The 23005-nt window shown below is 62.7% G+C and carries 20 protein-coding genes; 12 read left to right on the top strand and 8 right to left on the bottom strand.

The annotated features are described in order from the left end of the window. Positions 1-52 precede the first annotated feature (52 nt). The gene (locus ICI42_RS12760) at positions 53-1033 is read left to right on the top strand and encodes an AraC family transcriptional regulator (protein ID WP_188164942.1); all 981 of its coding nucleotides are present in this window, start codon (positions 53-55) and stop codon (positions 1031-1033) included. Here ICI42_RS12760 and nagA read toward each other — a convergent pair. The 4 genes from nagA to ICI42_RS12740 are packed head-to-tail and all read right to left on the bottom strand — an operon-like array spanning position 1025 to position 4880. Continuing rightward, the gene (gene nagA / locus ICI42_RS12755; protein ID WP_188164941.1) at positions 1025-2191 is read right to left on the bottom strand and encodes an N-acetylglucosamine-6-phosphate deacetylase; all 1167 of its coding nucleotides are present in this window, start codon (positions 2189-2191) and stop codon (positions 1025-1027) included. The genes ICI42_RS12760 and nagA overlap by 9 nt on opposite strands. Next, positions 2188-3198 (bottom strand): SIS domain-containing protein, encoded by a 1011-nt coding sequence (locus tag ICI42_RS12750; RefSeq protein ID WP_210317174.1) that lies wholly within the window; start codon positions 3196-3198, stop codon positions 2188-2190. The genes nagA and ICI42_RS12750 overlap by 4 nt, the downstream gene beginning before the upstream one ends. Before the next feature lie 24 nt (positions 3199-3222). Next, positions 3223-3987: a GntR family transcriptional regulator gene (locus tag ICI42_RS12745; protein WP_188164939.1), complete on the bottom strand. Its 765-nt coding sequence runs from the start codon at positions 3985-3987 to the stop codon at positions 3223-3225. Continuing rightward, on the bottom strand, positions 3984-4880 hold the full coding sequence (locus ICI42_RS12740; RefSeq protein ID WP_188164938.1) for an N-acetylglucosamine kinase: 897 nt from the start codon (positions 4878-4880) through the stop codon (positions 3984-3986). Before ICI42_RS12740 ends, ICI42_RS12745 begins: the two co-directional genes overlap by 4 nt. Positions 4881-5086: 206 nt before the next feature. Here ICI42_RS12740 and ICI42_RS12735 point away from each other — a divergent pair, with 206 nt between their 5' ends. The 6 genes from ICI42_RS12735 (at position 5087) to ICI42_RS12710 (ending at position 11613) form a co-directional block, all read left to right on the top strand. Then, positions 5087-6001 (top strand): N-acetylmuramic acid 6-phosphate etherase, encoded by a 915-nt coding sequence (locus ICI42_RS12735; RefSeq protein WP_188164937.1) that lies wholly within the window; start codon positions 5087-5089, stop codon positions 5999-6001. A 24-nt stretch (positions 6002-6025) separates the two neighbouring features. Next, a complete protein-coding gene (locus tag ICI42_RS12730; protein WP_188164936.1) occupies positions 6026-7282 on the top strand; it encodes an ABC transporter substrate-binding protein in 1257 nt (418 codons plus the stop codon). A 237-nt stretch (positions 7283-7519) separates the two neighbouring features. Further along, on the top strand, positions 7520-8470 hold the full coding sequence (locus ICI42_RS12725; protein ID WP_188164935.1) for a carbohydrate ABC transporter permease: 951 nt from the start codon (positions 7520-7522) through the stop codon (positions 8468-8470). An 11-nt stretch (positions 8471-8481) separates the two neighbouring features. Beyond that, positions 8482-9321: a carbohydrate ABC transporter permease gene (locus ICI42_RS12720; RefSeq protein WP_188164934.1), complete on the top strand. Its 840-nt coding sequence runs from the start codon at positions 8482-8484 to the stop codon at positions 9319-9321. Positions 9322-9538: 217 nt separating this feature from the next. Then, the gene (locus ICI42_RS12715; RefSeq protein WP_210317172.1) at positions 9539-10600 is read left to right on the top strand and encodes a Gfo/Idh/MocA family protein; all 1062 of its coding nucleotides are present in this window, start codon (positions 9539-9541) and stop codon (positions 10598-10600) included. An 11-nt stretch (positions 10601-10611) separates the two neighbouring features. Further along, positions 10612-11613 carry an ABC transporter ATP-binding protein gene (locus ICI42_RS12710; protein ID WP_188164933.1) on the top strand — a complete coding sequence of 334 codons (1002 nt, stop codon included), beginning with the start codon at positions 10612-10614 and terminating at the stop codon, positions 11611-11613. Between the two features lie 58 nt (positions 11614-11671). Here ICI42_RS12710 and ICI42_RS12705 read toward each other — a convergent pair whose 3' ends face one another. Further along, a complete protein-coding gene (locus ICI42_RS12705) occupies positions 11672-13663 on the bottom strand; it encodes a PhoX family protein (RefSeq protein WP_188164932.1) in 1992 nt (663 codons plus the stop codon). A gap of 103 nt (positions 13664-13766) precedes the next feature. After that, complete coding sequence (locus ICI42_RS12700) at positions 13767-14270, bottom strand: Lrp/AsnC family transcriptional regulator (protein ID WP_230980303.1); 504 nt, start codon at positions 14268-14270, stop codon at positions 13767-13769. Positions 14271-14538: 268 nt separating this feature from the next. Between ICI42_RS12700 and ICI42_RS12695 the strand changes: the two genes are divergently transcribed. From ICI42_RS12695 to ICI42_RS12675, 5 genes are all read left to right on the top strand, one after another. Then, entirely contained in the window at positions 14539-15771 is a 1233-nt protein-coding gene (locus ICI42_RS12695; protein ID WP_188164931.1) for a 3-methyl-2-oxobutanoate dehydrogenase (2-methylpropanoyl-transferring) subunit alpha, read from the top strand. A gap of 118 nt (positions 15772-15889) precedes the next feature. Beyond that, positions 15890-16903: an alpha-ketoacid dehydrogenase subunit beta gene (locus ICI42_RS12690; protein WP_188164930.1), complete on the top strand. Its 1014-nt coding sequence runs from the start codon at positions 15890-15892 to the stop codon at positions 16901-16903. A 1-nt stretch (position 16904) separates the two neighbouring features. Further along, complete coding sequence (locus ICI42_RS12685; RefSeq protein ID WP_188164929.1) at positions 16905-18203, top strand: dihydrolipoamide acetyltransferase family protein; 1299 nt, start codon at positions 16905-16907, stop codon at positions 18201-18203. A gap of 1 nt (position 18204) precedes the next feature. Beyond that, positions 18205-19605 (top strand): dihydrolipoyl dehydrogenase, encoded by a 1401-nt coding sequence (lpdA, locus tag ICI42_RS12680; RefSeq protein ID WP_188164928.1) that lies wholly within the window; start codon positions 18205-18207, stop codon positions 19603-19605. 475 nt (positions 19606-20080) lie between these two features. Continuing rightward, entirely contained in the window at positions 20081-21382 is a 1302-nt protein-coding gene (locus tag ICI42_RS12675) for a glucoamylase family protein (protein ID WP_188164927.1), read from the top strand. 2 nt (positions 21383-21384) lie between these two features. Here the strand turns inward: ICI42_RS12675 and ICI42_RS12670 are convergent, their stop codons facing one another. Then, positions 21385-22236, bottom strand: coding sequence for a PCC domain-containing protein (locus ICI42_RS12670; RefSeq protein WP_330999157.1), 852 nt, complete (start codon positions 22234-22236; stop codon positions 21385-21387). Continuing rightward, positions 22233-22997 (bottom strand): SDR family NAD(P)-dependent oxidoreductase, encoded by a 765-nt coding sequence (locus ICI42_RS12665; RefSeq protein ID WP_188164926.1) that lies wholly within the window; start codon positions 22995-22997, stop codon positions 22233-22235. Before ICI42_RS12665 ends, ICI42_RS12670 begins: the two co-directional genes overlap by 4 nt. Positions 22998-23005: the final 8 nt, after the last annotated feature.

Here is a 23005-nt window from a genome sequence, read left to right as displayed (position 1 = left end):
TGCAGCACAGATAGACTGGACGAACCGGACGTTCTATGCCATAAAATCCGAAATGCTTGATCGAACGTCCGATACCACTTTGGCAACCGAGCAGCCGCCAGCCGATCTCGTCAGCGAGTTGCTGATGGGCATGCGGCTTGTCGGGCTCGACTATCGCCGCATCCAGATGACGCCGCCCTTCGGCATAGGTTTCGGCGAAGTCGAGGGCAGGGCGCAGTTTCATTTTGTAGCGCGTGGCCCTGTTTTCCTGCGCAGCCCTGAGGGGGTGGTGCATGAAATGAATGCCGGCGATGCCGTGCTGCTGCCGCGCGGCGGGCGCCACGAGTTGTCTTCGGCGCCCGATCAGCCGAGCCGTGACATTGGCGGCCTGAACGCCGCGCCTTTGTGCCGGAGCGTCAGCGCCGTCAAGGATTGCGCCACCGAGACCTGCCGCAGCCAAGACGCGCTGATCTTCAGCGGCTGCATGGATTTCGATCTCGGCAGCATGCATATGATGGTCGGGCTGATGCCGGAGGTGCTGCTGGTCGGCACGCTTTTGGGTCGATACCCGGAAATCCTTCCGATGCTCGAAGCGATGGAACGGGAAACGCGCGAGGAACGCGCCGGCTTTGCCGGCATTCTGGCGCGTCTCGCCGATGTCGTGTCGGCTTTCATCGTCCGCGCCTGGGTAGAGTGCGGCTGCGGCGATTCGAGCGGTTGGGTGGCCGCTTTGCGCGACCCGAGGCTGGGCCGAGTCATAGCCGCTTTGCATCGCGACCCCGGCCGCAACTGGACGGTTGCAGAACTTGCCGCCGAGATGAACAGCTCGCGTTCGGTCTTTGCCGAGCGCTTCCTGGAGGTCACCGGGATGACGCCTGTTCACTATCTGACGGAACTACGCATGCGGCTTGCCGCGCAATGGATAGGTCGCGACCGCATGCCCATCGAGACCGCCGCGCACCGGCTTGGCTACAGCTCGCAAGCCGCATTCAGCCGGGCTTTCAAACGCATCACCGGTCATCCGCCGGGCGGGCTCAAGGCACCCTTATCCTAGCACGCGCTCGAACACGCACGCACCACCGATCCAGGTGCTTTTCATGCCGAGCTCGTCGCCCAGCAGCACGAAATCGGCATCGTAGCCATTTGTGAGAAAGCCTTTGCGATCGTCGATCCGCGCCGCTTCCGCCGGATAGGCACTGGCCATGCGCAGGGCTTCGTCGAGCGGCAGCCCGAGCTTTTCGTAGACGAAGCGAACCGACGAGACCATGTCGATGTCCGCTCCGGCGAGTGTGCCGTCGGCGAGCGTCAGTGTGCCGTCCTTGCGCAGGATTTCGCGGCCGTTGAGGGTAAAGCTCTGGAGGTGTGTGCCGATGGGCGACATGGCGTCGGTAACGATGAAGATTTTCCCAGGTCCCTGCTTAGCCCGCAACGCAACAGCCATGGCGGCGGGATGGACATGGATGCCATCGGCGATGATGCCGCAATGCAGTGCGCCGAGATCGAGCCCGGCACCCACCAGGCCGGGCTGGCGGTGACCCAGCGGGCTCATGGCGTTGAACAGATGCGTGACGCAGCGCGCACCGGCTTTGGCATAGTTCTCCGCAGTCTCGTAGCTCGCCTCTGTGTGGCCGATGCTGACGATGAAGCCGGCTTCCGCCAGCCGCGACACCTGCTCTGGTGTGACGCTCTCCACCGCCACCGTCAGCATCATCGCCGGAAAAGCTTCCTTGCAGGCCAGAAGCTGGTCCAGATCCGATTGCCGCATCGGGCGGATGAGACTGGGGTCGTGAGCGCCCTTGCGCGCCACCGACAAATGCGGGCCTTCGAGATGCAGGCCGAGAAAGCCGGGAACGCCCTGGGCCAGCGCCTGCTTCCCCGCCTCAATCGTCGCGGTGGTTGTATCCGGCGTGTCGGTGATCAGCGTCGGCAGGAGGGCCGTGGTGCCGAATTGCGCATGCGCGGAACAGATCTGCCGCAGGCCGTCCACAGTGGGCGCGTCGTTCAGCATCACGCCGCCGCCGCCATTGACCTGCAGGTCGATGAAACCGGGTGCCAGCATGCCCCCGTTGGCATCGTGTCTCCGCGCATCGACGGGCACTCGCCCTGTCGGTACGATGCCGGAAACCCTGCCATCGGAGACTAGCAAGGCAGCATCCTCATGCCAGGAAAGACCGTCGAAGATGCGCGCGCCGATAAAGGCTTTCAGGGTCATAGCGTCTCGGTGACCTTCTTCAGTGCAACTGGCGCATCGGGATCGAAGCCGCGCGACCGCGACCAGGCCTCGACGAAACCGTAGAACGGCACGATCAACGCAAGCGCGTCCGTCACCGGATGGCCGGTTTCGACGAAGGGCAGTTTTCGCGCCTTCATAGCCAGGCTGGACGTGGCGAAAGCCAGCGCCCCCTTGCCGGCAAGATTGTCGGCGACCTCGACCACGGGACCCTCGGCGGCATCCCGCGCGGCAAAGGCGATGATCGGAAAGCGCTTCTCGACCAGCGCCACAGGCCCGTGCAGCACCTCGGCGGCCGAATAGGCCTCGGCATGCATGTTGGAGGTTTCCTTGAACTTCAGCGCCGCCTCGCTGGCGATTGCCAGCGCCGGCCCGCGCCCCAGCATATAGAGCGACTCGGCATCGCCCAGTTCCTGCGTCAGTTCCGTCCATTCCAGTCTCACGGCCCTTGCGAGCGCCTCCGGCAGGTCGGCAACCGCCGAGCGCAGACCGTCATTGCCAGTCCATTCCGCAAGCAGGGCCAGTCCGGCGACCACCGAATTGACGAAGGATTTTGTCGCGGCCACCGCCAGTTCCGGTCCGGCGTTGATGTCGATGGCATAAGTGGACGCGGCAGCGATGGGCGAGGGCACGGTGTTGGTCAGCGCGATGGTGGTGGCGCCCGCGGTCGTCGCGGATTGCGCCATGGCGACGATGTCGGGGCTCTTGCCGGACTGCGAGATGGCAATCGCCGCCCCGCCCTTCAACTTGAGAGATGTGCCGTAGATCGAGGCGAGCGAAGGCCCGACCGAGGCTACGGGACGCTGCGCGACGAGTTCGGCGGCATATTTGAGGAAGGTTGCGGCATGGTCGGAAGATCCCCGCGCAATGGTGATCAGAAAGGCCGGGTCGCTGTCGCGCATCGCCTTGCCGGCACGCGCGATATCGCCTGCGGATCCGTCGAGCAGGCGTGCCGCGGCCTCCGGTATTTCATTGATTTCGTTGCGCATATGGCTTGGCACTATCTGGTCCTTTCACGTCTCGCCGAGCGCCAACTCGGCCACGAAGTCATACGCATCGCCGCGATAAAGCGAGCGCGTGAATTCCACCACGCGGCCGGAAGCGAGGTAGGAAATTCGTTCTATCGACAGGCCCGCCGCCCCCACGGGCACGCCGAGCAGGCCCGCCTCCGGCTCCCTGACATTGCAGGCAGAGATGCGCTGGATGGCGCGGACGGGCCGTGCATCGGTCTTTTCCAGCAGCGCGTAGAGCGACGACGTCACAACTTCCGGGTCGGGCAGGAACTCAGTCGAAAGGCTGGCGCGCTCGATCGCCAGCGGCATGTCGTTGGCGATGCGCAGACGACCGATCCGTGCCACCAGCGCGCCGGCGGACAGGCCGAGCCGCATCTTCTCTTCGGGCGAGGGGTGAAACAGCCCTCGTTCCAGCCATTCCGACGTGGTTTGCAGTCCCCGGCTGGCCATATCCTCGGTGAACGAGGTGAGCCGCGACAAGGGCTGCTCGACGCGCGTTGCCGGCTGGGCGACGAAGGTGCCCGAGCCCTGCCGACGGGTCAGCAGCCCGTCCTTGACAAGGTCGTCCACCGCCTTGCGCACCGTCACCCGGCTGACATGGGCATAATCGGCAAGGTCGCGCTCTGCGGGCAAGGCCGTACCCTTCGACAGCCGGCCGGAGCGGATTGCCTCTTCCAGGGTCTGTCGCAGCCTCAGATAGAGCGGCCCGCCGCCCGCGGCCTGCAGGCTATCCAGCGGCAGGATGGCGGATAGCGTTTGGCTCATGACGCGCCCAGTTCGTGGCGGGCATGCTGGAAGGTGGCGGCGGCGAGCGACACCGCGCCGGCAAGCGCATCCGCTGCCGGCTTCGACAGCCGCGCGCGATGCCGTTCGGCGAGAAAACGCGGATAGATTTCGGCCAGTCCACCCAAAAGACAGAGCGGACCTTCGCCGCCATTGACCGCGCTGACCCGGTCGAGCGCTTCGTCCACGAGGCTCGCCGCCTCGCGCATCAGCCGCAGAGCGGCCGTGTCGCCCTTTTCAGCAAAGGCGAGCACGCGCGGCGCATAGCGGCCATAATCGTTGGGGTAAGCGGCACGGGCGAAGTCGACGGCTTTGCTCGGGTCGTCGCCGAATTCCGCCATGAAGGTACGGGTCATTTCGCTCTGCGGCCGGATGCCATCATGGGCGAGAAGGCTTTCTTGCAGCGCGGCATGGCCGATGCGCGCGCCGCTGCCGAAGTCGCCGATCTGGAAACCCCATCCGCCGATATAGTGGACGGTGCCGGCATGGCGGGCGATGAAGATGGAGCCCGTGCCTAGAATAGCGATGGCGCCGTCGCGGTTGCCGATGGCACCCTGCAGGGCGATCAACCCGTCGGAAACGATCTCGAACCGCCTGAACGGCAGGCGGGCGCTGATATAATCGACGGCATGCGCGACATTGTTGCCGGCGACGCCAAGCAGTGCGGGAGACGACGGGACGAGGTCTTCGCCCAGGCCGGCCTCGGTAAAAGCCAGTCGCGCGGCCTGCTCGATATTCTTCAAAGCGGTGTCGGGATCGGTGAGAATGTTGGAAGCGCCGCATTTGCCACGGCCCAGAATCTGGCCGGACGCATCGGCCACCGCCGCGCGGCAACTGGTTCCGCCACCATCGATTCCGATCAGATAATCCGCCATGGACACCTCCTAAATTGATGATACCAAAAAAATACCATTTACCAAGTCCCTAATGCTTAAGTTGGTGACCATGCAGACATGCCATTGAAATTGAAAGTATATTTACATCGTTATAGGGGTCGGTCGTGCGGATATTTACGAAAGTTAATTTTGGCGCTGGACAATTGGTATTTTTTTGGCATCCTTTTGGCAAGTGGGAGAGCCGGATGAGCAGAATTGCCACCGAAGCGAAGAATGGGATGGCCGATGGCATTGATGCGCTTGAAGCGCGTGATGTGTTGGCTATCCTGGCGTCCGCCCAGCAGCAGGCGGCAGGAGTGGTGGACGACGCTTCGGACTCCATTGCCACAGCGGCCGATCTTGTTGCCGAAACCATCCGAGCGGGCGGCAAGCTGGTCTATGTCGGCGCCGGCAGTTCGGGCTTGATGGCCATGGCCGATGCACTTGAACTTCCGGGCACGTACGGCATTCCGAGCGAGCAGATCGTGGTGCTGCTTGCGGGCGGCATCCCCAGCCTGAACAGTCTGCCGGGTGCTCCGGAAGACGATATCGACCTTGCGGCGAGGGATGCGGCGGTGATCGCCGCCGGCGATTGCGTGCTCTGTGTTTCCGCCAGCGGCTCGACACCCTACGCGGTCGCCATCGCCGACATTGCCCGCGAGCGCGGCGCCAGGCTCGTCGCCATGGCTAACAACGCCAATGCGCGGCTGTTTCAGGGCGCGGATGCCGCGATCCTGCTGCAGACGCCGCCCGAAGTGGTCGCCGGCTCGACGCGCATGGGCGCAGGCACTGCCCAGAAGATCGCCTTCAACATGCTGTCGACGCTGGCCGCCATCAAGCTCGGCCATGTGCATGACGGCCACATGGTCAATCTGATTGCCGACAACGACAAGCTGCGCAAGCGCGCCGCGCGCACCGTGTCCGAGATTGCCGGCGTTGATGACGCGACAGCCGCGCAGGCGCTGGCCGAAGCTGGCGGTTCAGTGAAAATCGCGGTGCTATTGGCTGCCGGCGCCAGCGATACGGCAGCCGCGCAGGCTGCGCTCGACAGTTCAGGCCAGGCACTGAGGGGCGCACTTGCCGAGATCAAAGACACGACCGGGTTTCGAAAACACGCCTGACCGGCGCAACAATGGGAGACGATTATGACCCGACTGATGAAAGGCATGCTCTTAGCCACAACCATGCTCGCACCCGCGGGCCTGGCGCAGGCGCAGGAGACTCAGCTCGTCATTGAGAGCTGGCGCAACGACGACCTGCCGATTTGGCAGGAAAAGATCATTCCCGCTTTTGAGGCCAAGAACCCGAATATCAAGGTGACGTTCGCGCCGATGGCCCCGACGGAATACAACTCCGCCGTCAATGCAAAGCTGGATGCCGGCACCGCCGGCGACCTGATCACCTGCCGCCCGTTCGACCTGTCGCTCGCCATGTTCGAGAAGGGCCAACTCGCACCGCTGAACGACCTCAAGGGCATCGAGAATTTCACCGATGTCGGCAAATCAGCCTGGACCACCGACGACGGCAAGACCACATTCTGCGTGCCGATGGCCTCCGTCATCCACGGCTTCATCTACAACAAGAAGGCGTTCGAGGAAGTCGGCGTCGAGGTCCCGAAGACCGAGGAAGAATTCTTCGCCGTACTCGACAAGTTCAAGGAGAACGGCACCTACATACCGTTGGCAATGGGCACCAAGGACCAGTGGGAAGCGGCCACGATGGGCTACTACAACATTGGGCCGAACTACTGGAAAGGCGAAGACGGCCGTAAGGCGCTGATCGCCGGCACCGAGAAGCTGACCGATCCGCAATGGGTCGAGCCCTATGCGACGCTCGCCAAGTGGAAGCCCTACCTCGGCGACGGATTTGAGGCACAGACCTATCCCGACAGCCAGAACCTGTTCACTCTCGGACGCGCGGCGATCTACCCCGCCGGTTCATGGGAAATCGCGCCGTTCAAGTCGCAGGCCGATTTCGAAATGGGCGCCTTCCCGCCGCCGGTCAAAAAGGCAGGCGACACCTGCTACATCTCCGACCATAACGACATCGGCATTGGCCTGAACGCCAAAAGCGCCAATGCGGATGCCGCCAAGACCTTTCTGTCGTGGGTGGCCTCGCCGGAGTTCGCCGAGCTCTACGCCAACGCGGCGCCCGGCTTCTTCAGCCTGAATTCGACGCCGGTGAAGATGGAAGACAAGCTGGCGCAGGAATTCGTGTCCTGGCGTGAAAACTGCAAGACGACGATCCGCCCGAGCGCTGCCATCGTCGGCCGTGGCCAGCCGAATCTCGACCTTGAAATGTGGCGCGTGTCGGCCAATGTCATCAACGGTTCCGAGACGCCAGAACAAGCCGGTGCCGAAACCCAGAAGGGCCTCGATAGCTGGTACAAGCCGGCGAAGTGAGGTTTCAGGGCTGCTTCCTGAAAGCACCCCCTCACCGGTTTGCTTTGCAAACCACCTCTCCCCCTGCCAGGGGGAGAGGAACTACTGCCTCGCAGGCGGCGACTTGAACCGGTTTGGGTGCCTCGCCCCCATGAAATGGGGGAGAGTGGCGAGCCGGTGAGGGGGGCTTCATGCCGAACCCTCTAACAATGCCGAAAGGGATCATCCCATTCGCGAAGTTCCATGCGGACCCAAACCATGAGCGCTGCCGAGACTGACGACATCGACGCCGTGCCTGCCCGCCGTCCGGCGCGGTGGCATATCGCGGTGTTTCTCGCGCCAGCGTTCCTCGTTTATACCGCCGTCATGATCCTGCCGTTGATCGAGACGCTGCGGCTGTCCTTCTTCAACGTCGTCGCCGGCCAGATGCAGTTCGTTGGCCTCAGCAATTTTCAGACCCTGTTCGGCGACCCGCGTCTGTCGGCCGATTTCTGGAACGCGCTGCGGAACAACGTCATCTTCTTCATCATCCACATGCTGGTGCAGAATCCCATCGGCATCGCGCTCGCGGCAATGCTCTCGATCCCTAAACTGCGCTTCGCGGCCTTCTACCGCAGCGCCATCTTTGTGCCGACGCTGCTGTCCTTCGTCATCGTCGGCTTCATATGGAAATTGATCCTGTCGCCGATCTGGGGCATCGCGCCCTGGCTGATGGATCTGGTCGGCATGAAATGGGCCTTCGCGCCCTGGCTGGGCAAGCCGGAGACTGCTTTGGTCACTGTCTCGCTGATCTCGGTCTGGCAATATGTCGGTATCCCGATGATGCTGATCTATGCAGCTCTCCTGAACATTCCCGACGAGGTTTTGGAAGCCGCCGAATGCGACGGCATCACCGGCTGGAGCCAGTTCTGGAAGATCAAGCTGCCGCTGATCCTGCCCTCCATCGGCATCATTTCGGTGCTGACCTTCGTCGGCAATTTCAACGCCTTCGACCTGATCTACACCGTGCAGGGCGCGCTCGGCGGCCCTAACGGCGCCACCGACATTTTGGGCACGCTGCTCTACCGCACCTTCTTCGGCTTCCAGAACCAGATGGGCGACCGCTCGATGGGCGCCACCATCGCCACGGTGATGTTTCTCATCATCCTGGCCGGCGTATCGCTTTATCTGTTCGTCATCCAGCGGCGCATGCGCCGCTACCAGTTCTGAGGGCCTGACATATGTCCAACGCCCGCACCGCACCCGTCCGCACCGCGCTGATCCATCTGGCGTTGTTGAGTTACACCGTCATTGCGCTGTTTCCGGTGTTCCTCACCGTGGTCAACTCGTTCAAGAGCCGCGCTGCGATCTTCCGCGAGCCCATGGCGGTGCCCACCCCCGCCACCTTCAGCCTGATCGGCTATGAGACGGTGCTGAAACAGGGCGATTTCCTGGGCTATTTCCAAAACAGCATGATCGTGACCATAGCCTCCATTGCGCTCGTGCTGCTGTTCGGCGCCATGGCGGCCTTTGCGCTGTCGGAATACCGCTTTCGCGGCAATCTGCTGATGGGATTGTATCTGGCGCTCGGCATCATGATCCCGATCCGGCTGGGCACGGTGGCGATCCTGCAGGGCATGGTGGCGACCGGGCTGGTCAACACGCGCACGGCGCTCGTGCTGGTCTATACAGCGCAAGGCTTGCCGCTCGCCATCTTCATCCTGTCGGAGTTCATGCGCACCGTTTCTGACGACCTCAAAAATGCCGGACGCATCGACGGGCTCTCTGAATATTCGATCTTCTTCCGACTCGTGCTGCCGCTGGTGCGACCGGCCATGGCCACGGTGGCCGTGTTCACTATGATCCCGATCTGGAACGATCTGTGGTTTCCGCTGATCCTGGCGCCGGGCGAGGCGACCAAGACCGTGACGCTCGGCGCGCAGATGTTCATCGGCCAATACGTCACCAACTGGAATGCAGTGCTGGCGGCCCTGTCGCTGGCGATCATGCCGGTCATGATCCTCTACGTCATCTTCTCGCGGCAACTGATCCGCGGAATCACAGCGGGGGCAGTGAAGTGATGGTGTTGATTAGAAAGACCCCCTCACCGTCCCGCCCTTCGGGCTCGCCACCTCTCCTCCACTTCGTGAGGAAGAGGAACCCACGTCCTGCAAGGGAGGTGACCCACGAAGCTGCATTCTTCTCCCTCACGAAGTGGGGGAGACGTGGTTTGCGCAGCAAACCGGTGAGGGGGCATATACCAAGGCAAAGGCTTGCCGCTCTTGGAAAGACTATATCATGACTTCTTCATCGCCCATCCGCACACTCGTCGCAGGCCTTGGCAATATGGGTCGCAGCCATGCGCTGGCCTATCACGAGAATCCCGGCTTCGAGATCGTTGGCCTGGTCAACCGCTCGCAGGTCGAGCTGCCCGAGGCGCTGAAGATCTACCCGATTCATCCGTCCTTTCCCGAGGCGCTGAAGGAGTTGCAGCCGGAACTGGCCTCGATCTGCACCTATTCCGACAGCCATGCCGATTATGCGGTGGCAGCACTTGAAGCGGGCTGCCATGTCTTCGTCGAAAAGCCGCTGGCAACGACAGTGGCCGATGCCGAGCGCGTTGTTGCCGCTGCAAAAGCCAACGGACGCAAGCTGGTTATCGGCTACATTCTCCGCCACCATCCGTCCTGGGTGCGGCTTATCGCGGAAGCGCGCAAGCTCGGCGGGCCTTTCGTCTTCCGGATGAACCTCAACCAGCAGTCCAGCGGCCCGACATGGGAGACGCACAAGGCGCTGATGCAGACGACATCGCCCATCGTCGATTGCGGCGTGCATTATGTCGATGTCATGTGCCAGATCACCGATGCGAAGCCGGTGCAGGTGCGTGGTATGGGCCTGCGTCTGTCGAACGATATCGCCGATGACATGTACAATTACGGCCATCTGCAGGTGATGTTCGAGGACGGCTCGGTCGGCTGGTACGAGGCTGGTTGGGGTCCGATGATCTCGGAAACCGCCTTCTTCGTGAAGGACGTGATGTCGCCCAACGGAGCGGTCTCCATCGTCATGGACCCAAACGCCAAGTCCGACGACATCGACACCCACACGAAAACCTCGGTCATCCGCGTTCATTCCGCGGAGACCGGCCCGGACGGACGCTTCATCCGGCCGGTCGAGGATCTCGCCATGGCGGGCGAGCCCGGCCACCAGGATCTGTGCGACCTCGAACAGGCCTATGTGCTGAAAGCGATCCGCGAGGATATCGACCTCGACCGGCATATGAACGACGCCGTGCAATCTCTGCGCATCTGCCTCGCCGCCGATGAGAGCGTGCGCAGCGGCCAACCGGTTCTCTTGTAAAGGACGACGCCTTGGGTTCCCTTCAACTGCAATCGATCCGCAAGAGCTTCGGCAATCAGGACGTGCTGAAAGGCATCGACCTCGACGTCAAGGATGGCGAGTTCGTCATTTTCGTCGGCCCGTCCGGCTGCGGAAAATCTACGCTCCTGCGTGTCATCGCAGGGCTGGAGGACGCCAGTTACGGCACCGTCCGCATCGACGGTAAGGAAGTCAGTGCCGTGCCGCCGGCCAAGCGCGGCATCGCCATGGTGTTTCAGTCCTATGCTCTCTATCCGCACCTGACGGTCAAGGACAATATGGGCCTCGGCCTCAAGCAGGCCGGCGAATCAAAAGCGGTGATCGACCAGCGCGTCGCCAAGGCCTCGGCCATGCTGTCGCTCGATCCCTACCTCGCCCGGCGTCCGTCTGAGATGTCGGGTGGCCAGCGTCAACGTGTTGCCATCGGCCGTGCCATCGTGCGAGAGCCGAAGCTATTTTTGTTCGACGAGCCGCTGTCGAACCTTGATGCCGCGTTGCGTGTGCAGACACGGCTCGAAATCGCCGGCCTGCATCGCCGGCTGAAGGCCACGATGATCTACGTCACCCACGACCAGGTGGAGGCGATGACCCTTGCCGACAAGATCGTGGTGCTGAATGCCGGGCAGGTCGAGCAGGTCGGCTCGCCGATGGACCTCTACAACAAGCCGGCCAATCTCTTCGTCGCCGGCTTCATCGGCTCGCCGCAGATGAATTTCATCGCAGCCGAAAAGCTTGGACAATCGGGGGCGAAGACCATTGGCATCCGCCCCGAACATATCGCACTGTCGCGCGAGGCCGGCGACTGGACGGGCAAGGTAATCCATGTCGAGCATCTCGGCGCAGACACGATCGTCTATCTCGAGACGGAGACGACGGGCCTGTTGACCGTCCGTCTGTTCGGCGAACACGCCTATGCGCCCGACGACATCGTCTACGCTGCGCCGGACACCGCCAGCATGCACCGCTTTGACGCCGAGGGAAGAGCTATTTCATAAAGCTGGAATCAGATCAAAACGCCGCTCCATGAAGGAGCGGCGTTTTGATGAATATGGGCTAGACGGCGATCTTGCCGCCACCCTGCTTGGTGATGGCCACCACCGAAGGCCGAACCGGCAGGTCGGGCTTGAAATCCGGCCAGCGGGTCGACGGGTCTTCGTAATAAGAGGCGCGACCGAAGCCGTCCCAGTCTTCGCCGCCATCGCCGGGATGCTGCACGGCCACGAAAGCGGTCTCGTCGTTGGGCGTGAACAGTGGGCCGCACATCTCCGCGCCAACCGGCACGCGATAGAACAGCTTCGACGTGGCGCGCGCCTCGCCCTCGGTGTCCACCGCCCAAAGACCGTCGGTGCGGCCAGTGGCCTTGTTGCTGTTGCCGTCGGTGGATACCCAAAGGCGGCCGGCGGCGTCGATGGCGCAGTTATCCGGCATGCCGAACCAGCCATTGGCCGTCGTTGCAGTCGAGAACGAAGCGCCGACTTCGGCGACGGAAGGATCGCCGCATTTCAGCAGCACTTCCCAAGTCCCCCTCGTGGCGGTGAAATCGCCACCATCTTCGGCGATCTCGATGATGTGGCCGAAGGCGTTCTCGGCGCGTGGATTGGCCGCGTCGACCTGGTCTTCCTTGCGCTTGGTGTTGTTGGTCAGCATGACATACACCTTGCCATTGGTGCCGTTGGGCTGAACGTCCTCGGGGCGGTCCATTTTGGTTGCGCCCAGAAGGTCGCCTGCGCGTCGTGCTTCAATCACCACGTCCGCCTGGCTCTGGAAGCCGTTCGCCGCCGTCAGCGGCCCTTCGCCATGAACCAAAGGCAGCCATTCGACCGAGCCGTCCTCGGCGAATTTCGCGACATAAAGGGTGCCCTCGTCGAGCAGGTCCATATTGGCCGCGCGGTCGTTCGGGTTGAAGGTACCCTTGGTGACGAATTTGTAGACATAGTCGAAACGTTCGTCGTCGCCGAGATAGAAGACGACGCGTCCGTCCTTGGCGACGATGGATTCCGCGCCCTCATGCTTGAAGCGGCCGAGAGCGGTGCGCTTCTTGGGCAGCGAATTCGGATCGTTGACGTCGACCTCGACAATCCAGCCGAAGCGGTTCGGCTCATTGGGCTCCTTCGAGACGTCGAAACGGTCGTAGAAATTGGACCATTCGTAGGAGCCTTCCGGAATGCCCAGGCGCTTGTAATTGGTGGCTTCAGGATGGTCGGCTGGCAGTTCGCCGCCGAAATAGCCGTGGATGTTTTCCTCGGCCATGATGTAGGTGCCCCAGGGAGTGACACCGCCGGCGCAATTGTTGAGCGTTCCGAACACCTTGGTGCCGGTCGCGTCGGCATTGGTCTTGAGACGGTCGTGGCCGGCGGCGGGACCCGTCAGCTGCATTTCAGTGTTGACCGTAACGCGGCGGTTCAACTTGCCGTCGCGCACAACCTGCCACTTGCCGTTGTCCTTGCGGATTTCGACAATGGTGCCGCCATGCGCAGCCAACTCGATGTCGACCTGCTCCTTGGTCAGCGGCGCCTGCTTCACCTTGCCCTCGGCGATGGTGACGATGCCGGGGAACATGAGGTGCGGGTTGGTGTATTCGTGGTTGACGACGAGAAGGCCGTGGTCCGAAGAGCCTTCCAGTGGGATGAAGCCGACATAGTCATTGTTGTAGCCGAACTGCTTTGCCTGGCTTTCGGCCGACTGCTTCAGCGGATCGAAGTCGGGGGCGTCGGTAAACAGCGGATCGCCCCAGCGCAGCAGCACGTCGGCATCGTAGCCCGCGGCAACGTGGTGGTCGGCATCGACGCCGGCCTCGACTTCCTCGAAGGTAAAGGCGGATGCGCCATTGGCGCGCGCCTCATCGGCGGTGATCAGGGCGAGGGGGCTGACGGTTGCGGCAATCGCCGAAACGGCGAGCGAACCCTTGAGAAAGCCGCGACGCGAAAAGCGGCGGGAAATGACTTCGCCCATCGTCGGGTTTTCAGTCGGGTTGTGACCGGGTCCGGCATTTTCCTCGAGAAGGCTGGTGCGGAAGGGGTGTGGCTGCTGAACGCGTTCGTTCATCTGGCTATCCTGACTTTATTTGAAAACAGCCTCCGGTCTGGAGGTTGGCCGGACCCTAGCCACCTTCCATTACGGTTATGCGACACTGTGAGGATGGTGAAGATCACCCCACCTGCAGCGGATCGACCGATGTCGTGCGCTTGATGGCGCGGATGGAAAAGGTCGAGCGGGTGTGCCGGATGCCTTCCAGCTTATAGAGCCGTTCGCGCAGGAAGCGCTCGTAGTCGGCGGTATCGGCCACCGCGACTTTGACCAAGTAATCATATTCGCCGCTCACCAGATTGGCCTCGATGACCTCCGGGATGCGCTGCAGCGCTTCACTGAAGCGGTCCAGGACCTTTTCGTCGTGTTTTTCCAGCATGATCTCGACAAAAACAATGTCGCGCAGTCCCAGCGCGGCATGATCGATCAATGCCGCGTAACGCTCGATCACCCCGCTTGCCTCCAGCCGCCTGACCCGGCTCCAGCAGGGCGACGGCGACAGGCCGACGCGTTCGGCCAGATCGTTGATGGTCAGCCGGCCGTCGTCCCGCAGCACGCTTAGGATTCTGCGGTCGACGGAATCGAGGTCGCCATCGCGGCGCCGCCGGACAGTCATGGAAGACATTTCGTCAAATCTCCGAAAAAGCGGATGATCCATCTTCTTATCTGCAATGAAGACCGGATGAAAAGCAGGTTTTCCTTTCAGTATCGGAATAAAATCTGTTTGGAGGAGACCAGCATGCCGAACCCGATGTCTCGATTGAAGACCGCCCAGACCGCAGCCGACGCATCGGGGCTTGCGCTTGGGCGCGCGGACATGTCCAATCGCCCTCTACGAACCGTTTGCCTGGCAACCTGCGGCCCTGCTGATGGGACACGAGGAGGAGAGACGCATGGATGAGAAGCCCCGCCTGTCGCTGCATGTGCCGGAACCGCCGGTACGCCCGGGCCAGAAGGGCGACTACACCCATCTGCGGTTTTCGGCGCCCGGCGAGGTGAGGCGCCCGCCGGTGGATGTCGACCCGATGGACATCCACGATCTCGCCTACAAGCTGATCCGCGTCCAGGACGACGATGGCAATGCCGTGGGTCCGTGGGCGTCTTCCGTCGACCCAGACAGACTGCGCAAGGGCCTCCGCGCCATGCTCAAGACGCGCGCCTATGATGCGCGCATGATGAAGATGCAGCGGCAGGGCCAGACGTCCTTCTACATGCAGTGTACCGGCGAGGAAGCCATTGCCTGCGGCTTCCAGGCGTCGCTCGAAAAGGGCGATATGAACTTCCCCACCTACCGCCAGCAGGGTCTGCTGATCGCGCAGGATTGGCCACTGGTCGACATGATGTGCCAGATCCTGTCCAATGAAAAGGACCGGCTGAAGGGCCGGCAGCTTCCGGTCATGTATTCGGTCAAGGATGCGGGGTTCTTCTCGATCTCCGGCAATCTCGGCACGCAATATGTCCAGGCCGTCGGCTGGGCCATGGCGTCCGCCATCCGCAACGACAGCCGCATCGCCGCTGCCTGGATCGGCGACGGCTCGACCGCCGAAAGCGATTTTCACGCCGCCCTGGTCTTCGCTTCGGTCTACCGGCCGCCGGTGGTGCTCAACGTCGTCAACAACCAGTGGGCGATCTCCACCAACCAGGCCATGGCCGGCGGCGAGAACACCACTTTCGCAGCCCGTGCGCATGGCTACGGCATTCCCTCGCTGCGCGTCGACGGCAACGATTATCTGGCTGTGCTCGCGGCATCGTCCTGGGCTGTCGAGCGGGCGCGTCGCAATCTCGGTCCGACGCTGATCGAATGGGTGACCTATCGCGTCGCGCCGCACTCGACCTCCGACGATCCGTCCAAATACCGGCCCAAGGACGACCAGAAGGCCTGGCCTCTGGGCGACCCGGTGGAGCGGTTGAAGTTGCACCTGACCAAGCTTGGCGAATGGAGCGAGGAACGCCACGTCCAGGCCAAGGCAGAGTTGGAGGAAGAAGTGTCCGCCGCCGCCAAGGAAGCGCGCAGCTACGGCACGTTGCAGGAGGGCGCCAAGACCAGCCCCGCGGAAATGTTCGAGGATGTTTACAAAGAGATGCCGCCGCACCTGCGCGAACAGCGCCAGCAGATGGGGTACTGAGCATGATCCCGAAAAGTGGGAACCGGTTTTCGGCAAAGATCATGCTCCAGCAAAAGATGGAGCCGATGAGCGCTGCAGGTCGATCAAGTTCCGAACCAATGGTGAAAGGCTCTAGACCATGACCCGGCGTACCATGATCGAGGCCATCCGTGACGCCATCGACGTGTCGATGGACCGCGACGAGAAGGTCGTCGTGTTCGGGGAGGATGTCGGCTTTTTCGGCGGTGTGTTCCGCTGCACCGAGGGCCTGCAGAAGAAATACGGCACCCACCGCTGCTTCGACACGCCGATTTCCGAAACCGGCATTGTCGGCGTCGCCATCGGCATGGGCGCCTATGGACTGCGCCCGGTGGCCGAAATCCAGTTCGCCGACTATGTCTATCCCGGTTATGACCAGATCGTCTCGGAAGCAGCGCGTCTGCGCCATCGTTCAGCGGGCGATTTCACCGCGCCGCTCGTCATTCGCATGCCTTGCGGCGGCGGCATTTTCGGCGGCCAGACCCACAGCCAGAGCCCCGAGGCGCTGTTTACCCATGTCGCGGGACTGAAGACGGTTATCCCCTCCAACCCCTATGACGCCAAGGGCCTTCTCATCTCGGCCATCGAAGACGACGACCCTATCATCTTCCTGGAGCCAAAGCGGCTCTACAACGGTCCGTTCAACGGCCATCACGACCAGCCGGTGGTGCCATGGTCCAAACACGATCTGGGCGAAACACCCGACGGCCATTACACCGTGCCGATCGGCAAGGCAGCGGTTCGCCGCGAGGGCTCCGCGCTGACCGTGCTCGCCTATGGCACCATGGTCCATGTCGCGCTAACGGCCGCTGAGGAGACCGGCATCGACGCCGAGGTGATCGATCTGCGCACGCTGGTGCCGCTCGATGTCGAGACGATCGTGGCGTCGGTCTCCAAGACCGGACGCTGCGTGGTGGTGCATGAGGCGACGCGCACCTCGGGCTTCGGCGCCGAACTGGCCGCGCAGGTGCAGGAACGTTGCTTCTACCATCTCGAAGCGCCGGTGCTTCGGGTGACGGGCTGGGATACGCCTTACCCGCATGCGCAGGAGTGGAACTATTTCCCCGGCCCCGACAGGGTCGGCCGCGCACTCAAGCAGGCGATGGAGGGCTGACATGGCGATCCGCATCATCAAGCTGCCCGATATCGGTGAAGGCGTGGCGGAAGCCGAGGTTGTCGAATGGCACGTCCAGCCCGGACAGGAAATTGGGGAGGACGATCTTCTGGCGGCCGTCATGACCGACAAGGCGACGGTGGAAATCCCGTCTCCGGTCGCCGGCACCGTGATCGAGCTTGGCGGGGAGGTCGGCTCCGTTATGGCCGTCGGCTCCAAGCTGGTTGCCATCGAAACGGAAGCCGCGGGCAGTAGGCTTGAGGCCGAAACGGTGCCCGTTGAGGACGCGCCGAAAGCGGAACCTGCCGCAGCATCGGTGGAAAAGCCCGCCGAAAAGTCGGCGCCTGTCGTGGAAAAGCCCAAAGCACCCATACCTGAGAAGGTTTCTCGTCCTCCGGCGGAGCCCGTTCGCGGCACGCCTCTCGAAGCACAGGCAAAGCCGGTTGCGTCGCCCGCCGTCCGGGGCAGGGCGCGCGACGCCGGTGTCGATCTGCGCCAGATACGCGGCACCGGTCCGGCAGGCCGCGTCACGCATCAGGATCTCGATGCCTTCATGGCCTCGGGTGCCGTCCCGGCCGCCAGTTCGCGAACGCCGAGGCGTGAAGGCGTCGAGCAGATCAAGATCGTCGGCCTGCGCCGCCGCATCGCCGAGAAGATGGCGGAATCCACCCGCAAGATCGCGCATTTCGCCTATGTTGAGGAAGTCGACATGACGGCTCTCGAAGAATTGCGCGCGCATCTCAACAAGCGTCATCCAGACCGGCCGAAGCTGACCGTGCTACCCTTCATCGTCCGGGCGCTGACACAGGCGCTGCGCGACTTCCCGCAGATGAACGCGCTGTATGACGACGATGCCGAAGTGGTCTCGCGCTATGCGGCCGCTCATGTCGGTATCGCCGCCCAGACGCCGAACGGTCTGATGGTGCCGGTTCTGAAGCATGCCGAAACACTCGACCTTTGGCAGACGGCTCAGGAAATCCGTCGCCTTGCGGAAGCCGCACGAGACGGCACCGCCAAGCGCGACGAACTGTCCGGTTCGACGATCACCATCAGCAGCCTCGGCGACCTTGGCGGTATCGTGTCCACGCCGGTGATCAACCGGCCGGAAGTGGCGATTGTCGGCATCAACAAGATGGCGATCCGGCCGGTCTGGCAGGACGATCGGTTCGTGCCGCGCAAGATGATGAACCTGTCGTCCTCCTTCGATCACCGCGTGGTCGACGGGCATGACGCGGCAAGCTTCATCCGAGCCATCAAGGAGCGGCTTGAGCTGCCCGCAACTTTGTTCATCGAGGCCTGACATGGAAGAAATTTCGACAAAGGTGCTGGTGATCGGCGGCGGACCGGGCGGCTATGTCACAGCCATCCGCGCGGGCCAGCTCGGCCTGCCCACCATCGTGGTGGAGGAGGCAAAGCTCGGCGGCACCTGCCTCAATGTCGGCTGCATTCCGTCCAAGGCGTTGATCCATGCGGCGGAGGCCTTCCACCACGCCAAGGCACAGGAAAAAGGTGCTTCGCCCTTCGGGCTCTCAGTGGCATCGCCTACCCTCGATTTCGGCAAGACCATCGGCTGGAAGGATGGCATCGTCGGAAGGCTGACGAATGGCGTGGCCGGCCTGCTGCGCAAGCACAAGGTCAAGGCCATCGCGGGTAAAGCGGAGCTCATCGACGGCAAGAGCTGCGTGGTGCGGATGGCTGACGGCGACAAGCGCATTCATGCCGAACATATCGTCTTGGCGACGGGCTCGGCGCCTGTGGAAGTGCCTGCGCTGCCGTTCGGCGGGCCGGTGATCTCCTCTACGGAAGCGCTTGCGCTCGATGCGGTTCCCGCCACCCTCGTCGTTGTCGGGGCCGGCTATATCGGGCTCGAACTCGGCATGGCCTATGCCAAGCTCGGCTCCAAGGTCACGGTTGTCGAAGCCGCCGACCGCATCCTGCCGGTGTGGGACCCCGAACTCACCGCGCCGGTTGCCAAGCGGCTCAAGCAGCTCGGCGTCGAGGTGCTGACCGCGACCACCGCTCATGCGCTTTCCGACGACCAACGTGCGCTGGTGGTGCGGCAGAGCGGTTCGGTCGACAAACTGACGATTGCTGCCGACAAGGTGCTGGTAGCGGTAGGCCGCATGCCGCGCACACAGGGTTTCGGGCTGGAAAAGCTCGACCTCACCATGCAAGGCCGATTCATCGCCATCGACGACCAATGCGCCACCTCCATGCGCAATGTCTGGGCTGTGGGCGACGTCACCGGCGAGCCGATGCTGGCGCACCGCGCCATGGCGCAGGGCGAGATGGTTGCCGAGATCATCGCCGGTGAAAAGCGCAGCTTCGACAAGACAGCCATTGCCGCCGTGTGCTTCACCGACCCAGAGATCGTCTCCGTCGGGCTTTTGCCGAACCAAGCCAAGGCGCAGGGATTGGAAATTGTCATCGGCAATTTCCCATTCCTCGCCAATGGCCGTGCCATGAGCCAGGATGACGAGGCGGGCTTCGTTCGCGTCGTCGCGCGCGCCGACAATCATCTTGTGCTCGGCATCCAGGCGGTCGGCATGGGCGTCGCCGAACTGTCCTCGGCCTTCGCGCTGGCGCTGGAAATGGGTGCCGTGCTGGAAGACATCGCCGGAACGATCCACGCCCACCCGACGCGCGGCGAAGCGTTCCAGGAAGCCGCTTTGGGCGCATTGGGACACGCGCTGCATATTTGAGGGAACACGTGGCAGCGGAGCAATGTATCACGTCTTATCATTCCCGTGTGGGAAGGCCGTGGCTAGTTCTGCTTTCGTGGCCATCTCATTGGTCACGGAATGGATTCCCGGGTTTCCGCCTCGCTGCGCTCGGCTCCACCGCGGGAATGACGAAGACGCGGAAGGGTATGTCACCAACGTTGGAGTCGGCGGGGACCTCTCTACCTTCGTCATTCTATGGCAAGCGAGGCAAAGCCGAGCACGACCATGGAATCCATTCCGTGACATGGAGGAGAGTGCAAAGGTCCATCACCCCAGCACCGTGACACAGCATCACGTTTTTTGTGCCGAGTTTCCCTTTCAAAATACAATTTAAGATAAATACGGTTCTTCCACACCCAAGTTTACCGTTGTCAACTTTTCGCGCGCGGTGATCGGCGACGCGAGAATCGGCGTATATGTCAGGTCGGTTTTGAGTGACCCACCTGGGCAGTGCATGGATACGATCGTAGACATTCCGACCGACGCAGAGCTTCTCGACTCTCTCCAGCGGCGGACGTTCGAATATTTCCTCCACGAGGAACGGCACGAAAACGGCTTGGTGCGCGACCGTACCCGCGAAGGGTCGCCGGCAAGCATCGCGGCGACCGGCTTTGCGCTGTCGGCCTATACGGTGGGCGTCGAGCGTGGATTGATGCAACGCGCCGACGCTTGCCAGCGCACGCTGGCGGCCCTTCGCTTCTTTTCCAACAGCGAGCAGAGCGAAGCGCCGCATGCCACTGGGCATCGCGGTTTCTACTATCATTTCCTCGATATGGAGACCGGTCGCCGCGCCTGGAAATGCGAACTGTCGACCATCGACACCGCACTTCTGATGGCCGGTATCCTGACGGTCGGCGCGTATTTTTCCCGCGACACCGCTGAAGAAAAGGAAATCCGCGCCCTGTCGGATGCGCTGTACCGCCGAGTCGATTGGCAATGGGCGCAGAATGGCGGGGCAGCCTTGTCGCTCGGCTGGAAGCCGAAGCGGGGGTTCCTGCCCTACAGATGGGAGGGCTATAGCGAAGCACTTATCCTTTATGTGCTGGCGCTCGGCTCGCCGACCTTCCCGATCGGTCCGGAAGCCTATGCCGCCTGGACGGCGGGCCACCGCTGGAAGACGATCTACGGGCGCGAGATGGTCTATGCCGGCCCGCTCTTCATCCATCAGTTCGCGCATATCTGGCTCGACCTGCGCGGGATACAGGATGCCTATATGCGCAAGAAGGGGTCGGACTATTTTCAGAACAGCCGCGAGGCGACCTATGTGCAGCGCGACTATGCCATCCGCAATCCGCGCGGCTTTCGCGAGTATGACGCAAACTGCTGGGGACTGACAGCGAGCGACGGCCCCGGCCCGCTGACACGACGTGTCGATGGCAAGGAGCGTCGCTTCTACAGCTACCGCGCCCGCGGCGCTCCCTATGGCCCCGACGACGGCACGCTGTCGCCCTGGTCGGCGGTGGCGTCGCTGCCCTTCGCGCCGGAGATCGTGCTGCCGACGATCCGGCATTTCCATGAGATCGACCTGAGGGACGGCAACCCCTACGGCTTCACCTGCAGCTTCAACCCGACGCTTGCCGAGGACGGCGACCCCATCGGCTGGGCATCCTGCGAGCATGTCGGCATCAACCAGGGACCGATCCCGCTGATGATCGAAAACCACCGCACCGGCTTCCTGTGGACGCTGATGCGAGGTTGCCCGCACATCGTGCGTGGCCTGCGTCGCGCCGGGTTCACCGGCGGATGGCTGTCTTAGCGTCAGTTCTCGATGATCAGGAGTTCGAACGTCACGCAGACGGGGTTCCGGCCATGCACGATCTCACCCTCGAAGATGGCGCCGTCAACGTCAACGATGCCGATGTCGATGCTTGATTGCATCTTGCCGTTCACCGTCTCGACCATTCCGTTGCGGATGAACAGTTCCGAGGCGAAGGATTCCATATGCTGTCCGTCGACAAAATCGCAGCCGACCAAGCTGCCGATGCCGTGAAGCGTCGCACGTTCGAAACCGGCCGCCTTGGCCGTCTGTTCCACGGCGGCATTGATTTCGGCATTCGGCTTGACGCGGCAGAGAACGCCGCGCTTGCCGCCCTCGGCCGCAGTACCCTCGAGCGGCACCGGCGTGAACAGCTTGAACTTGGTCTCGTCGTCATCGAGCTGGTCGAGAACCGCACCGGAAATGGCAAGCACCTCCGCGTCGACGACCTCCGCGAAATGAGCATCGTGCGGCATCAAATGCCCGGCGTGCCGGCTTCCATCGGCGTGGTGCCAGATGCCATGGCAATGCAGGAACGGTGCGCCATCGCGGCGGCCATAGGTGAAGGTCAGCGTCTCGATGGCGCCGCGGCCTTCGGGAGAGTGAGTTTCGCTGTACCATGCGGCGTGGATGCCATCACTGGCAGGGGCGGGCATAACGTAAATCAGCGGGTCGAAAGCGCCGCCGGAGATGGTCACCACAGCACTTTCGATGCCATGCGGAGCGAATGCCTGCGTGACCGCATCCAGCACCGGCATGCCCGGCTGGAAGGTAACGCGCACCGAACGGACTGTGCAAGGTAGGGCCAGCACGCGCGGTTCGCTGGCCTCTCCGGGGTGAACGATAGTTCTCACGATACTTTCCTGTCTGCAAGGCCGGCATTGACGAAACCGCCATCGACGGCCAGCACCTGGCCGCTGACATAAGACGCATCGTCCGACACCAGGAAAGCGACGGCGGTGGCGATTTCGCGGGTGTGCCCGTAGCGGCCCTGCGGGATGCGTTCGTGCCATTGCGCGCGGACGTCTTCCGTATGCACGGCACGCGCCAGAGGCGTGTCCACGGCGCCGGGGGCAACCGCGTTGACCCGGATGTTGCTCCGCGCCAGTTCCGTCGAGAGAATCTGCGTCAGCATGTTGACCGCGCCCTTGGACGAGCCATAGGCGCTGCGGCCCTTGTTGCCGATCATGCCGGACACGGACGAGATGTTGACGATAGCGCCGGGCTCGTTCCTGGCAATCCAGTGGCGTGCAGCGGCGCGGGCGACGATGAAGGTGCCTGTCAGGTTGATGTCGACGATGCGCCGGAAATCCTCGACGCTGGTGTCGACGGCGGGCTTGTCCATGCCGACGCCGGCGGAGTTGACGACAGCGCCCAGCGTGTAGCGTTCGCCGGCCCGTGCTACGGCTGCGTCGACGTCGTTTTCGTCAGTGACGCTGGCTGTGATCGCGTGGCTATCGTCAAGGCCGAGCTTCTTGCAGGCCTCGGCCAACATCTCGGCATTGCGGTCGAGCAGGAAGACGGCCCAGCCGCGCTCCTTGAGCACGACGGCGATGTCCAGGCCGATGCCGGATGCTCCGCCGGTGATAACAGCGGATTTCTGCTTTTCAGTCATTGTGTATT

The sequence above is a fragment of the Oryzicola mucosus genome (genome assembly GCF_014534685.1).
GTDB lineage: Bacteria > Pseudomonadota > Alphaproteobacteria > Rhizobiales > Rhizobiaceae > Oryzicola > Oryzicola mucosus.
The sequence above is the reverse complement of the archived record's forward strand: the minus strand, read 5'-3'. Positions and strand labels throughout refer to the sequence as shown.

Bases quoted from the DNA above. Each gene is read 5' to 3' on its own strand.
- ICI42_RS12740 (WP_188164938.1), bottom strand. From the start codon at position 4,880: ATGGCGGATTATCTGATCGGAATCGATGGTGGCGGAACCAGTTGCCGC.
- ICI42_RS12720 (WP_188164934.1), top strand. From the start codon at position 8,482: ATGTCCAACGCCCGCACCGCACCCGTCCGCACCGCGCTGATCCATCTG.
- ICI42_RS12760 (WP_188164942.1), top strand. From the start codon at position 53: ATGCTTGATCGAACGTCCGATACCACTTTGGCAACCGAGCAGCCGCCA.
- ICI42_RS12675 (WP_188164927.1), top strand. From the start codon at position 20,081: ATGGATACGATCGTAGACATTCCGACCGACGCAGAGCTTCTCGACTCT.
- nagA (WP_188164941.1), bottom strand. From the start codon at position 2,191: ATGACCCTGAAAGCCTTTATCGGCGCGCGCATCTTCGACGGTCTTTCC.
- lpdA (WP_188164928.1), top strand. From the start codon at position 18,205: ATGGAAGAAATTTCGACAAAGGTGCTGGTGATCGGCGGCGGACCGGGC.
- ICI42_RS12685 (WP_188164929.1), top strand. From the start codon at position 16,905: ATGGCGATCCGCATCATCAAGCTGCCCGATATCGGTGAAGGCGTGGCG.
- ICI42_RS12735 (WP_188164937.1), top strand. From the start codon at position 5,087: ATGAGCAGAATTGCCACCGAAGCGAAGAATGGGATGGCCGATGGCATT.
- ICI42_RS12695 (WP_188164931.1), top strand. From the start codon at position 14,539: ATGGATGAGAAGCCCCGCCTGTCGCTGCATGTGCCGGAACCGCCGGTA.
- ICI42_RS12730 (WP_188164936.1), top strand. From the start codon at position 6,026: ATGACCCGACTGATGAAAGGCATGCTCTTAGCCACAACCATGCTCGCA.
- ICI42_RS12705 (WP_188164932.1), bottom strand. From the start codon at position 13,663: ATGAACGAACGCGTTCAGCAGCCACACCCCTTCCGCACCAGCCTTCTC.
- ICI42_RS12750 (WP_210317174.1), bottom strand. From the start codon at position 3,198: ATGCGCAACGAAATCAATGAAATACCGGAGGCCGCGGCACGCCTGCTC.
- ICI42_RS12715 (WP_210317172.1), top strand. From the start codon at position 9,539: ATGACTTCTTCATCGCCCATCCGCACACTCGTCGCAGGCCTTGGCAAT.
- ICI42_RS12700 (WP_230980303.1), bottom strand. From the start codon at position 14,270: ATGTCTTCCATGACTGTCCGGCGGCGCCGCGATGGCGACCTCGATTCC.
- ICI42_RS12690 (WP_188164930.1), top strand. From the start codon at position 15,890: ATGACCCGGCGTACCATGATCGAGGCCATCCGTGACGCCATCGACGTG.
- ICI42_RS12725 (WP_188164935.1), top strand. From the start codon at position 7,520: ATGAGCGCTGCCGAGACTGACGACATCGACGCCGTGCCTGCCCGCCGT.
- ICI42_RS12745 (WP_188164939.1), bottom strand. From the start codon at position 3,987: ATGAGCCAAACGCTATCCGCCATCCTGCCGCTGGATAGCCTGCAGGCC.
- ICI42_RS12665 (WP_188164926.1), bottom strand. From the start codon at position 22,997: ATGACTGAAAAGCAGAAATCCGCTGTTATCACCGGCGGAGCATCCGGC.